This is a genomic window from Roseateles sp., assembly GCF_047654785.1.
Taxonomy (GTDB): domain Bacteria; phylum Pseudomonadota; class Gammaproteobacteria; order Burkholderiales; family Burkholderiaceae_C; genus Pelomonas.
The window spans coordinates 344,761-357,212 of record NZ_JASGKQ010000001.1; the positions used below are offsets into that span (position 1 = coordinate 344,761).

The 12,452-nt window shown below is 71.2% G+C and carries 11 protein-coding genes; 7 read left to right on the plus strand and 4 right to left on the minus strand.

The window, feature by feature from the left end; all coding sequences use genetic code 11:
• Window positions 1-3: 3 nt before the first annotated feature.
• On the minus strand, window positions 4-2,037 hold the full coding sequence (locus tag QM788_RS01605) for a DUF1631 family protein (RefSeq protein ID WP_415659729.1): 2,034 nt from the start codon (window positions 2,035-2,037) through the stop codon (window positions 4-6).
• A 76-nt stretch (window positions 2,038-2,113) separates the two neighbouring features.
• Here QM788_RS01605 and QM788_RS01610 point away from each other — a divergent pair, with 76 nt between their 5' ends.
• Window positions 2,114-4,336: a tetratricopeptide repeat protein gene (locus tag QM788_RS01610; RefSeq protein WP_415659730.1), complete on the plus strand. Its 2,223-nt coding sequence runs from the start codon at window positions 2,114-2,116 to the stop codon at window positions 4,334-4,336.
• A gap of 103 nt (window positions 4,337-4,439) precedes the next feature.
• Here QM788_RS01610 and groL read toward each other — a convergent pair whose 3' ends face one another.
• From groL to QM788_RS01625, 3 genes are all read right to left on the minus strand, one after another.
• Window positions 4,440-6,089 carry a chaperonin GroEL gene (gene groL, locus QM788_RS01615; RefSeq protein WP_415659731.1) on the minus strand — a complete coding sequence of 550 codons (1,650 nt, stop codon included), beginning with the start codon at window positions 6,087-6,089 and terminating at the stop codon, window positions 4,440-4,442.
• Window positions 6,090-6,181: 92 nt separating this feature from the next.
• Window positions 6,182-6,472, minus strand: coding sequence for a co-chaperone GroES (groES, locus tag QM788_RS01620; protein ID WP_056874394.1), 291 nt, complete (start codon window positions 6,470-6,472; stop codon window positions 6,182-6,184).
• 245 nt (window positions 6,473-6,717) lie between these two features.
• On the minus strand, window positions 6,718-7,392 hold the full coding sequence (locus QM788_RS01625; RefSeq protein ID WP_415659732.1) for a PEP-CTERM sorting domain-containing protein: 675 nt from the start codon (window positions 7,390-7,392) through the stop codon (window positions 6,718-6,720).
• 161 nt (window positions 7,393-7,553) lie between these two features.
• Between QM788_RS01625 and QM788_RS01630 the strand changes: the two genes are divergently transcribed.
• From QM788_RS01630 to QM788_RS01655, 6 genes are all read left to right on the plus strand, one after another.
• Window positions 7,554-8,471: a LysR substrate-binding domain-containing protein gene (locus tag QM788_RS01630; protein WP_415659733.1), complete on the plus strand. Its 918-nt coding sequence runs from the start codon at window positions 7,554-7,556 to the stop codon at window positions 8,469-8,471.
• 115 nt (window positions 8,472-8,586) lie between these two features.
• The gene (locus tag QM788_RS01635) at window positions 8,587-9,474 is read left to right on the plus strand and encodes an amino acid ABC transporter substrate-binding protein (RefSeq protein WP_415659734.1); all 888 of its coding nucleotides are present in this window, start codon (window positions 8,587-8,589) and stop codon (window positions 9,472-9,474) included.
• 65 nt (window positions 9,475-9,539) lie between these two features.
• Entirely contained in the window at window positions 9,540-10,277 is a 738-nt protein-coding gene (locus QM788_RS01640; RefSeq protein WP_415659735.1) for an amino acid ABC transporter permease, read from the plus strand.
• Window positions 10,277-10,945: an amino acid ABC transporter permease gene (locus tag QM788_RS01645; protein ID WP_415659736.1), complete on the plus strand. Its 669-nt coding sequence runs from the start codon at window positions 10,277-10,279 to the stop codon at window positions 10,943-10,945. The genes QM788_RS01640 and QM788_RS01645 overlap by 1 nt, the downstream gene beginning before the upstream one ends.
• Window positions 10,946-10,957: 12 nt before the next feature.
• A complete protein-coding gene (locus QM788_RS01650; RefSeq protein WP_415659737.1) occupies window positions 10,958-11,692 on the plus strand; it encodes an amino acid ABC transporter ATP-binding protein in 735 nt (244 codons plus the stop codon).
• Window positions 11,693-11,709: 17 nt separating this feature from the next.
• On the plus strand, window positions 11,710-12,426 hold the full coding sequence (locus QM788_RS01655) for a substrate-binding periplasmic protein (protein WP_415659738.1): 717 nt from the start codon (window positions 11,710-11,712) through the stop codon (window positions 12,424-12,426).
• The last annotated feature ends 26 nt before the right edge of the window (window positions 12,427-12,452 follow it).

Below are 12,452 nucleotides of genomic sequence, written 5' to 3' on the forward strand. Positions count from 1 at the left end.
CGGTCAGGCCGCCGGCAGGTCGTTCAGCAGCGTGTCCACGGCGCGCTGCACGACGCTGTCGTCCTCCAGCGCTGCGATCAGCCCGTTGGCCAGCAGCGCCTCCAGCGCGCGGCGCGTCAGCGACAGGCGCTCGTCCGCCTCGCGGCCGACGAACAGCACGAACTGCCGGCCTTCGCTGATCCAGGCGATCTGCGCGGTGTGCCAGTCGCCCTGGATGAAGAGGTGGAACCAGTGGCCGATCTGCAGGCCGTCCACCCAGCGCTGCAGCGCGGCGCGGGCGTCCGGCGAGTCGTGCTCGCTGTAGAGCTGCACCGGCACGGTGGGCAGTTCGCCGCGGTCCACCTTGGTACTCAGCCATTGCGAGGGCAGCTGCGAGTCGCGCTCCTCCATCAGGCGCCGGACGATCTCGTCGGCCGAGGCCGGCGCGGCGGCCCCCGCGCCCGGGCGGGGCTCGGCCGCGCGGGCGGCGCGGCGTTCTTCCGGGTCCAGCGCGGGCAGGCCGCGCAGCAGCCGGGCGTGCTGCGCCATCAGCTCGGCCAGCGGCGGCTCGCGCCGCTCGGCGGGCAGCGCGAGGCTGTCGCAGCCGGCCACCAGGCGCTCGATCAGCACCGGCAGGCGCAGGCGCAGGGCCTCGCGGTCGGCCGCGTCGCGCGGCGTGACCAGGCTGTCGAGCAGCGCGTCGACGAGCTCCATCGCCGAGCGGGCCTCCGGGGCGTCGCGCCCGTGGCGCACCATGGCCGTGACGATGACGTCCACCCAGGCCGTCTGCAGGAAGCGGCGCATGCGCGGGCCCAGCGGCGCGCCGATGAGCTGGTGCTCGATCTGCTCGCGCAGCAGGTTGCGCCAGTCGTTGCGCAGCTGTTGGCGCTCCAGCGCGGCCAGCGCGTCGGCGTTGCGCTCGCTGCTCTGGCGGGCCTGCTGGTCGATGCGGGCGTCCACGCGCGCCAGCGCCTGCTGGAACAGCGCGGCGGTGGGCGTCGGCGCGTCCACCAGGCCCTGGGCCTGGCCGTCCATGAAGCGCAGGAAGTCCACCAGCCGCTCGTCGTCGGCGCGCTCGAAGGCCATGCCGTGCGCGGCGACGCGGTTCAGCAGCGCCCAGGTGGGGTGCTCCAGCCGGCGCAGCAGCGAGGGGTCGGTGCGCGCCAGGCGCACGACGGCGACCTGCAGCCGCGCGAGCAGCGCCTTCAGCGGCGGCAGCAGCCGCGGGTCGGCCAGGATCTGGTCGTACAGCCGGCTCAGCATGTCCGGCCCGGTGCTGCGCACGAAGGGCGCCGGGGCCTGCGGGCCGCGCGGCGCGGGCAGGTCCAGCGGGGCCGGGCGGGAGTTCACCGCCTCGACGCGGCGCGACAGCCCGTCCAGCGTGCCGTGGCCGGTGGCCACCCCCCGGGCGGCGGCCAGGCGCCGGTGGGCCGGCGGGTCGGCCTGCACGCGGCCATGTCCGGCCACCAGGTCGCCGAGGTCGGCGTCGCGCAGCGCCGCGCCGGCCTGCCGGTACTGGCGGTGCAGCGCGCCGGCCAGCGGCGCGGCGGCGGCGCGCATCAGCTCGTACTGGGTCTGCGCGTCCAGCGGCGCGGCGGCCAGCGCCTGGCGCAGCGCGTGGGCATAGAGGGCGGGGCGCAGCGGGTTGTCGCGCTCGCGGGCGCGGCCGGTGCCGCGCAGCGCGGCGTAGAAGTTGCCGAGCTGGTGCAGCTCGGTGCGGCTGAGCTCCTCGGCCGCTTGCGTCACGTGGGCGATGGCCACGTCCTGCAGCGCCTGCCGCTCGTCCACCAGGGCCAGGCCGCTCAGCCCGCCGGGCGGCGCGGCCGGGCGCTGCAGCGGGTCGTCGCCGCGCCGGGCGGCCTGCAGCAGCTCGACGAGCCGGCGCTCGAAATCGGCCGCGAAGGCGCTGCGCAGCTTGCGCCAGACCTGCCGCAGCGCGAAATGCTGCGGCTGCGCGTCGAGCGCTTCCTGCATGGCGTGCGCCAGTTCGCGGGACAGCGGGCCGGCCTCGGTCAGCGCATGGTCGAGCAGCTCGTGGGGATGCAGTCGGACGGGCATGGGGCGGGGGCGCGGCGGGATGAGATTATCCGGCGCCGCCCTGGGCACCCCGCGCCCGCAGACCCGCTTCGACACCATGGCAAACGCCGCACTTCAGCAGCTTTTCACGCTTTTCCAGTCCGGCCGGCATGCCGAGATGGCGGCCCAGGCCCGCGCGCTGCTCGCCGCCCACCCGCAGGACGGCGCGCTGTGGAAGGCGCTCTCCGTCGCGCAGCAGTTGCTGGGCGAGGACGCGCAGCCGGCGCTCGAGCGCGCGATGCAGCTGCTGCCGGGCGACGCGGACCTGCCCGCCAACCTCGGCGCGCTGCTGGCCGCGCGCGGCCGCTGGGCCGAGGCGCGCGCGGCCTACGAGCAGGCGCTGCGGCTGCAGCCCCGGCTGGCCGGCGCGCACAACAACCTGGGCAATGCGCTGCTGGCGCTGCAGCAGCCCGCGCAGGCGCTGGCGGCCTTCGACACCGCGCTGGCGCTGCAGCCCGGCCTGGCCGCGGCGCACGGCAACCGCGCGCGGGCGCTGCTGGCGCTGGGCCGGCACGGCGAGGCCGCGCAGGCGTTCGCGCAGGCCCTGGCCGCCCGCCCGGGCGACGCCGGCCTGCGCCTGCACGCGGCCACCGCGCTGGCCGCCGCCGGCCGCCCGGCCGAGGCGCTGGCGCAGCTGCGCGAGGCGGTCGCGGCGGCGCCGGGGCGGGCCGAGGCCTGGTTCGCGCTCGGCCAGGCCCTGCATGCGGACGACCCGCCCGGCGCCGCTGCCGCCTACGAACGCGTGCTGGCGCTGGCGCCGGACCACGCCGAGGCGGCCTGCAACCTGGCGCTGCTGCAGCCGCAGCGCGGCGAGGCGGTGCTGGGTGCCGCGCTGGCCGCCGGCGTGGCCGGCGAGCGCCGCGCCGCGCTGCTCGGCAACCTGGGCGGGCTGCGGCTGGCGCAGGACCGCTTCGCCGACGCCGTGGCGGCCTACCGCGAGGCGCTGGCCGAGGCGCCGCAGTCGCCGCCCGCGCTCGGCAACCTGGCGCAGGCGCTGAAGCGGCAGGGCGCGCTGGACGAGGCCGATGCGCTGCTGGGCCGTTTGATCGCGCTGGCCCCGGCGCTGCCGACCGCGCGCAGCGACCGCCTGCTGCTGCGCGCCTACCGCCAGCGGCGCGCCGACGAGGCCCCGGCGCTGCGGGCCGAGGCGCTGGACTTCGGCCACGCCGTGCAGGCCCCGGCCGTCGCCCGCGGCCCGCGCCCGCCCGGCCCGCTGCGCGTGGGCCTGGTGTCGGCCGACCTGCGCGGCCACCCGGTCGGCCGGCTGGCCGAGGCCTGGCTGCCGGCGCTGGCGGCGCGCTGCGAGCTGTCCGTCTACGCGAACCCGCGCGGCGACGACGCGCTGACGCAGCGGCTGCGCCGCGCCGTGCCGCGCTGGCTGGACGTGGCCAGCTGGGACGACGACGCGCTGGCCGCCCGCATCGCGGCCGACGGCATCGACGTGCTGCTGGACCTGAACGGCCACACCGGCGGCCACCGGCTCGGCGTGTTCGCGCGCCGGCCGGCGCCGCGTCAGTTCAGCTGGCTGGGCTACCTGGGCAGCACCGGGCTGGCGGCGATGGACGGCGTCATCGGCGACCGCTGGCTGCTGCCGCCGGGCGCCGAGGCCGGCTTCGTCGAGCCGCTGCGGCGCCTGCCGCACGGCTTCACCGCCTATGCGCCGCCGCCGGAGGCGCCCGCAGTGGCGCCGCTGGGCGCCGCGCCGCGCTTCGGCAGCTTCAACGCGTTGCACAAGCTGGGCGACGAGGTGCTGGCGCTGTGGGCCCGCGTGCTGGCGGCGGTGCCGGACAGCCGGCTGCTGGTCAAGGCGCCGGGCCTGCAGCACGAGGCGGAGCGCGCGGCGCTGCGGGCGCGCTGGCCGGGCGATGCCGCGCGGCTGGGCCTGGAGGGCCCCGGCCCGCTGGCCGCCTACCTCGCCGCCTTCGGCCGCGTGGACATCGCGCTGGACCCGTTCCCGCACAGCGGCGGCATGACGACGCTGGACGGCCTGTGGATGGGCGTGCCGGTGCTGACGCTGCCCGGGCCGGCGCCGATCTCGCGGCAGGGCCTGAGCTTCCTGCACGCGCTGGGCCTGGCCGGCGACTGGGTGGCGGGCGATGCCGACGACTTCGTGCGCCGCGCCGCGGCCCATGTCGCGGACCGCGCGGGCCTGGCCGCGCTGCGCGCCGGCCTGCGGGCGCGCCTGGCGGCCAGCCCGCTGTGCGACGCCGGCCGCTTCGCCGACGACCTGCTGGCGCTGCTGCAGGCCGGCGGCGCGGAGCCCAGCCCGCTGCCGGGATGATGGGCGCCGGTCCCGCGCGGCGGAGTGAGCCCGCAGGAAAGGAAAAAGGGGCTGCTCGCGCAGCCCCTTCGTCCGTCCAGCGAATGGATCGCCGGGCGCGGACTTACATGTCCATGCCGCCCATGCCACCCATGCCGCCCATACCGCCGGGCATGCCGCCGCCGGCGGCTTCTTCCTTGGGCGACTCGGCGACCATGCACTCGGTCGTCAGCATCAGCGACGCGACGGACGCGGCGTTCTGCAGCGCGGTGCGGGTCACCTTGGTCGGGTCCAGGATGCCCATCTCGATCATGTCGCCATAGGTGTCGTTGGCGGCGTTGAAGCCGTAGTTGCCCTGGCCTTCCAGCACCTTGTTGATGACGACGCTGGCTTCGCCGCCGGCGTTGAAGACGATCTCGCGCAGCGGCGCTTCGATGGCGCGCAGGATCAGCTTGATGCCGGCGTCCTGGTCGGCGTTGTCACCCTTGATCTCGCCAGCGGCCTGCTTGGCGCGCAGCAGGGCCACGCCGCCACCGGCGACGATGCCTTCCTCGACGGCGGCTCGGGTCGCGTGCAGCGCGTCTTCGACACGGGCCTTCTTCTCCTTCATCTCGACTTCGGTGGCGGCACCGACCTTGATGACGGCCACGCCGCCGGCCAGCTTGGCCACGCGTTCCTGCAGCTTCTCGCGGTCGTAGTCGGAGGTGGCTTCCTCGATCTGGATGCGCACCTGCTTGACGCGGGCCTCGATGTCGGCCGCGGCGCCGGCGCCGTCGATGATGGTGGTGTTTTCCTTGCCCACTTCGACGCGCTTGGCCTGGCCGAGGTCGGCCAGCGTGACCTTCTCCAGCGACAGGCCGACTTCCTCGGCGATGACCTTGCCGCCGGTCAGGATGGCGATGTCTTCCAGCATGGCCTTGCGGCGGTCGCCGAAGCCCGGGGCCTTGACGGCGACGACCTTCAGGATGCCGCGGATGGTGTTGACCACCAGCGTCGCCAGCGCTTCGCCTTCGACTTCCTCGGCAATGATCAGCAGCGGACGGCCGGCCTTGGCGACGGCTTCCAGCGTGGGCAGCAGGTCGCGGATGTTGCTGATCTTCTTGTCGAACAGCAGCACGAAGGGGTTGTCCAGGATCGCGGCCTGCTTCTCGGGGTTGTTGATGAAGTAGGGCGACAGGTAGCCGCGGTCGAACTGCATGCCTTCGACGACGTCCAGCTCGTTGTTCAGGCTCTTGCCGTCTTCGACGGTGATGACGCCTTCCTTGCCGACCTTGTCCATCGCGTCCGCGATGATCTGGCCGACGTCGGCGTCGCTGTTGGCCGAGATGGTGCCGACCTGGGCGATTTCCTTGGAGGTCGTCGTGGCCTTGGAGGCGGCCTTGAGCTGGGCGACCAGGGCGGCGACGGCCTTGTCGATGCCGCGCTTCAGGTCCATCGGGTTCATGCCGGCGGCCACGTACTTCATGCCTTCGCGGACGATGGCCTGGGCCAGCACGGTGGCGGTGGTGGTGCCGTCACCGGCGTTGTCGCTGGTCTTGGAAGCGACTTCCTTGACCATCTGCGCGCCCATGTTCTGGAGCTTGTCCTTCAGCTCGATTTCCTTGGCGACCGACACGCCGTCCTTGGTCACGGTCGGGGCGCCGAAGGAGCGCTCCAGCACCACGTTGCGGCCCTTGGGGCCCAGGGTCACCTTGACCGCGTTGGCCAGGATGTTCACGCCTTCGACCATGCGGGCGCGGGCGTCGCCGCCGAAGATCACGTCTTTTGCTGCCATTTGATTCTCCGAATACTAAAAAATGGGGTCAGAGTCAATTTCTCTGAGTCTCTGGGGACAGCGCTCGCGCTTCGCGCCTGCCCCGCAAGCCATTACTTCTGCACGACGGCGAAGAGGTCTTCCTCGCGCATGACCAGCAGTTCCTCGCCATCGACCTTGACGGTCTGGCCGCTGTACTTGCCGAACAGCACGCGGTCGCCGACGGCGACGTTCAGGGCCACGAATTCGCCCTTGTCGTTGCGCTTGCCCGGGCCGACGGCCAGGACTTCGCCCTGGTCGGGCTTCTCGGCGGCGTTGTCGGGGATGACGATGCCGGAGGCGGTCTTGGTTTCTTGCTCCAGACGGCGAACGATCACGCGATCGTGCAGGGGGCGCAGCTTCATGGAATCTCCTTGAGAGTTTGCAGAGTCGGCCGCCGGGCTCGACGAGCGGCGGCGCGCTGGGGAACACGGGGCCGAGGCTTCGGCCCGATTCGTTAGCACTCGAAAGCGTTGAGTGCTAGCAGACTCGCATTATAGGGACGGCGCGTGTCGATTCAAGCGGGTGGCAGCTGCCGCGATGCGCGGTGCCGGCAAAGAAAAACAACCGCCGTGGCGGTCGTTTTCTGCAGGAGGCGGTGCGGCGCGGCTCAGCGGGCGGCGCGCCTGCGCGTCCAGCCTGCGGCGGCGAGGGCGCCGAAGGCCAGCGCGATGCTGGCGGGCTCGGGCACGGTGCCGCCAGGGGTTTGCCCGGGGGCGGTGAACTGCATGTCGTCCAGCAGCAGGCCCTGGGCCAGGCCCGACACGCGCAGCGCCGTGGCGGTGCCGGCGAACTTGAAGGCGGCGGTGTTCCAGATGCAGAAGTATTGGCCGGGTTCGGTGCAGCCGACTTCCTTCAGCGAGTCCATCGTGTCGATCACGAGGCCGGCGGCATCGAGCAGCTCGAGCTTCACGCCGGCATTCGGGAGCGCCGAGTAGGCGAAGGAGAACTCGTCGACGAAGCCGCCGGCCAGGCTCAGCGTGAAGCTGCCGTTCTGGTTCTGCGCGACGCTGCGGGCCTTGGCCTCCGGCGCGTCGGGGGCCACTTCGAGCGAGAGGGCGCCGCAGCTGCCGGGGCGGCTGAACTGCCGGGTGCCATGGCAGGGCGGGTACACGGAGGCCACGCCCCAGGCGTCGCCCGTGAAGGTGATGCCTTGGCTCGCATAGCGGTCCGTGAGCAGGGTGGTCGACGTGATGTCTTCGAAGTTCAGCGTCACCGTGCCGGCCGTGGCGGGTTGCAGGGCTGCCGCCAGGGCCAGAGCCAGGAATTTGTTCGTCGCGCGCATGACGTTCTCGGTTGGGGAATGTTGTTCGAGTTGGCTTTGTGGGCGGACTGTAAACAAGCGTTTCATCGCCGGGCGGGTGCGCGCCCCTCCAGTTGAGGGGTGCGGCAGGCCCCGGGAGCGCGTTCCGGGGGGATGGGGTGCCCTTGGCTACACTGCCGGCGGTGGAAACCAAGTGGCTTGAAGACTTCGTCAGCCTGGCCGAGACGCGCAGCTTCTCCCGCTCCGCCCAGTTGCGCCATGTGACCCAGCCGGCGTTCTCGCGCCGCATCCAGGCGCTGGAGGCCTGGGCGGGGGTGGACCTGGTGGACCGCTCGTCCTACCCGACCCGCCTGACCGCCGCCGGCGCGACGCTGCTGGCCCAGGCCGTGGAGGTGCTGGGCAGCCTGCAGGCGACGCGCAACATGCTGCGCAGCCACCAGGCGGCGGACCAGGACATGATCGAGTTCGCCGTGCCGCACTCGCTGGCGTTCAGCTTCTTCCCGCACTGGCTGATGGGCCTGCGCCGGGGCTTCGGGGCGATCAAGTGCCGGCTCAACGCGGCCAACGTGCACGACGCGATGCTGCAGCTGAGCGAGGGCAACTGCGACCTGCTGCTGGTCTACCACCACGCCAGCCAGCCGCTGCAGCTGGACCCGGGGCGCTACCAGATGGTGTCGCTGGGCCACGAGACGCTGTCGCCCTACGCCAAGGCGGACGCCCGGGGCGAGCCGCTGTTCCGCCTGCCGGGGCGGCCGGGCCAGAAGATCCCCTTCCTCAGCTACGCGGCGGGCGCCTACCTGGGGCGACTGGTGGAGCTGATCGTCAAGGAGGCGGACTGCGCGCTGAACCTGGACGCCATCTACGAGACCGACATGGCCGAGGGCCTGAAGGCGATGGCGCTGGAGGGGCATGGCTTCGCGTTCCTGCCGGCCAGCTCGGTGCAGAAGGAGTTGGCCGGCGGCCGGCTGGTGCCGGCTGCGGCCGCAGGGACGTTCAGCGTCAGCATGGAACTGCGCATCTACCGCGAGCGGCCCGAGCAGTCGCGGCGGCAGAAGCCGGCCGCGCTGGCGTTGTGGGACTATCTCGCCGCGGCGGCCTGAGGCCCTGGCCATCGCGCCGGTGCATGGCTCGTGTAAACCCGTATTCGGAAGGCGTGCGTGGCATGGTCTGCTTCACGCCTGTTCCGATATCCATTTCCCCGTTGTTGGAGTCTCCATGAAGAAAGTTCTGCTCGTTGCTGCCCTGATCGCCGGAGCCACCGCGGTGCATGCCGATACCCTGAAGAAGATCAAGGACAGCGGCGTCATCACGATGGGCGTGCGCGAGTCCTCGGGCCTGTCCTACACCATCGGCGACGGCAAGTACGTCGGCTACCACATCGACGTCTGCGAGCGCGTGGTGGCCGACCTGCGCAAGCAGCTCGGCGGCAAGCTGGACGTGAAGTACCAGCCCGTCACGTCCGCCAACCGCATCCCGCTGACGGTCAACGGCACGGTGGACCTGGAGTGCGGCTCCACCACCAACAACGTCGCCCGCCAGAAGGACGTCGCCTTCGCCGTGACCACCTACGTCGAGGAAGTGCGCATCGCCGTGAAGGCCAACTCGGGCATCAACGGCATCAACCAACTCAACGGCAAGACCATCGCGACGACCACCGGCACGACCTCGGTGCAGACGCTGCGCAAGCACGAGCGTGCCGCCGGCGTGGACTTCAAGGAGGTCTACGGTAAGGACCACGCCGACAGCTTCCTGCTGCTGGACTCCGGCCGCGCCGACGCCTTCGTGATGGACGGTTCCATCCTGGCCAAGAACATCGCCACGTCCAAGAACCCGGCCGACTTCAAGATCGTCGGCGAGGTGCTGTCGGTCGAGCCGATCGCCATCATGATCCGCAAGGACGACCCCGCCTTCAAGAAGGCCGTGGACGACAGCATCAAGGGCATGATGAAGTCGGGCGAGCTGGCCAAGATCTACGACAAGTGGTTCATGCAGCCCATCCCGCCGACCAACACCAAGATCGGCCTGCCGCCGTCGGCCGCCACCAAGGAGGCCTGGGCCAACCCGAACGACAAGCCGATGGAAGCCTACGCCGCGAAGAAGTGAACGCTGGCACGGTTTGAGCTAACACAAAGCGGGTGCGGGGCACCCGCTTTGTTCTGGGAGAGGCCATGAGTTGGGACTGGCAGGTGTTCTGCAAGAACACCCTCGACGGCGAGGTCGTCGCCAGCTGCTTCGGCAGCGGCGGCGACATCACCTATCTGCAGTGGATGATTTCCGCCTGGGGCTGGACGCTGAGCGTCGCGCTGCTCGCGCTGGTGCTGGCGCTGGCGGTGGGCGCGCTGATGGGCATCCTGCGCACCACGCCCAGCCGGGTGCTGGTGGCCATCGGCAACATCTGGACGGAGCTGTTCCGCAACATCCCGCTGCTGGTGCAGATCTTCCTCTGGTACCACGTGCTGCCGTCGATCTTCACCAGCCTGCGCGACGTGCCCAGCTTCGTGCTGGTCGTGTTCGCGCTGGGCTTCTTCACGTCCGCGCGCATCGCCGAGCAGGTGCGCGCCGGCATCCAGAGCCTGCCCAAGGGCCAGCGCTACGCGGGCCTGGCGATGGGCTTCACGCTGCCGCAGACCTACCGCTACGTGCTGCTGCCGATGGCCTTCCGCATCGTCATCCCGCCGCTGACGAGCGAGAGCATGAACATCGTCAAGAACTCGTCGGTGGCCTTCGCGGTCAGCATCGCCGAGCTGACGATGTTCTCCATCCAGGCCAGCGAGGAAACCTCCCGCAACATGGAGATCTACCTGGCCGTCACGGCGCTGTACTTCGTCTCCGCGTTCGCCATCAACCGGGTGGCGCTCTTCATCGAGAACCGGGTGCGCGTGCCCGGCATGGTGGGGGGCAAGTGATGCTGCAGCTCGATTTCTCCTTCCTCGACTGGAACGTCGTCTCCAGCTTCATCGCCAAGGGCTTCTTCTTCTCCGTCCAGCTGACGCTGGTCGCCATGGTCGGCGGCATCCTGCTGGGCACGCTGCTGGCGCTGATGCGCCTGTCGGGCAAGCGCTGGCTGGAGCTGCCCGCGGCCGCCTACGTGAACACGCTGCGCTCCATCCCGCTGGTGATGGTGATCCTGTGGTTCTTCCTGCTCATCCCGCTGATGACCGGGCGGCCGCTGGGCGCGGAGCTGTCGGCCATCATCACCTTCACGCTGTTCGAGGCGGCCTACTACTCCGAGATCATGCGCGCCGGCATCCAGAGCGTGCCCCGGGGCCAGGTGTTCGCGGGCTATGCGGTGGGTATGACCTACCGGCAGACCATGCAGCTCGTCGTGCTGCCGCAGGCCTTCCGCAACATGCTGCCGGTGCTGATGACGCAGACCATCATCCTGTTCCAGGACACCTCGCTGGTCTATGCGATCGGCGCGTACGACCTGCTCAAGGGCTTCGAGGTCGCGGGCAAGAACTTCAACCGCCCGGTCGAGACCTACCTGGTCGCCGCCGTCGTCTACTTCGTCATCTGCTTCGGCCTGTCCATGCTGGTCCGCCGGCTGCAGGCCAAGATCCAGATCATCCGATAAGAAGAGTCCGCCATGATCGACATCAAGAACGTTTCCAAGTGGTACGGCAGCTTCCAGGTGCTGACCGACTGCACGACGTCCATCCAGAAGGGCGAGGTCGTCGTCGTCTGCGGGCCGTCGGGCTCGGGCAAGTCCACGCTGATCAAGACCGTCAACGCGCTGGAGCCCTTCCAGAAGGGCGACATCGTCGTCGACGGCATCTCCATCGCCGACCCCAAGACCAACCTGCCCAAGCTGCGCTCGCGCGTCGGCATGGTGTTCCAGCACTTCGAGCTGTTCCCGCACCTGTCGGTGACCGAGAACCTGACCATCGCGCAGGTCAAGGTGCTGGGCCGCTCGGCCGACGACGCCAAGACCCGCGGCCTGAAGATGCTGGACCGCGTCGGCCTCAGCGCCCACAAGGACAAGTTCCCCGGCCAGCTCTCCGGCGGCCAGCAGCAGCGCGTGGCCATCGCGCGGGCGCTGTCGATGGACCCCATCGTCATGCTGTTCGACGAGCCCACCTCGGCGCTCGACCCCGAGATGGTCGGCGAGGTGCTGGACGTGATGGTGCAGCTCGCCCACGAGGGCATGACCATGATGTGCGTGACGCACGAGATGGGCTTCGCCAAGCGCGTCAGCAACCGCGTCATCTTCATGGACGCCGGCAAGATCGTCGAGGACTGCAGCAGCGCCGACTTCTTCAACAAGCCCGAGGCGCGCTCGCCGCGCGCCAAGGACTTCCTGGCCAAGATCCTGCAGCACTGAACTCCGCTGCGCCGCCGATGCGCTTCGTCTTCGTGCTGCTGGCGATGCTGGCCGGCGGCCCGGCGCCGGCGGCCGGGGTGGTCATGCTGGTGGAGCGCGCCGCGGACATGCCCTTCGCCGCCTTCGACGGCGACCGCGTCAGCGCCGGCATCCACCTGGACCTGGCCCGGCTGCTGGAGGCCCGCCTGGGCCAGCGCGTCGAGTTGCGCGCCGTGCCGCGGCGCCGCATCGGCCCGATGCTCGATGCCGGCGAGGCCGACCTCGCCTGCGCGCTGCTGCCCGAGTGGCTGCAAGCCGCCGTGGACTGGACGCAGCCCTTTTTGCCGCATGCCGGCGTCGTCATCACGCCGCTGAGCGAACGCCGGCCCGAGCGCCTGCAGGACCTGGCCGGCCAGCCCATCGGCACGATCAAGGGCTATGCCTACCGCGAACTGGAGCAGGCGCTCGGCCCGGCCCTCGTCCGTGAGGACGCGCCGGACGCCCGCGCGCTGCTGCGCATGCTGGAGGCGGGCCGGATGAAGCACGCCAGCATCAACCTCCAGTACCTGGAGTACCAGCGCAAGCTGGGCGTGCAGAAGCAGCCGCTGCACCCCTACCTGTCGACGGGCGCCTACGAGACGCGCTGCGCGGTGTCGCAGCGCAGCGCGCTGAAGGCGGCCAGGCTCGACGCGCTGATCTCGGCGCTGCGCGGCGACGGCAGCCTGGGCCGGCTGCTGGCGCGCTACCGCCACTGAGCGCCCGTGCCCCGCGCGGCGCGCGA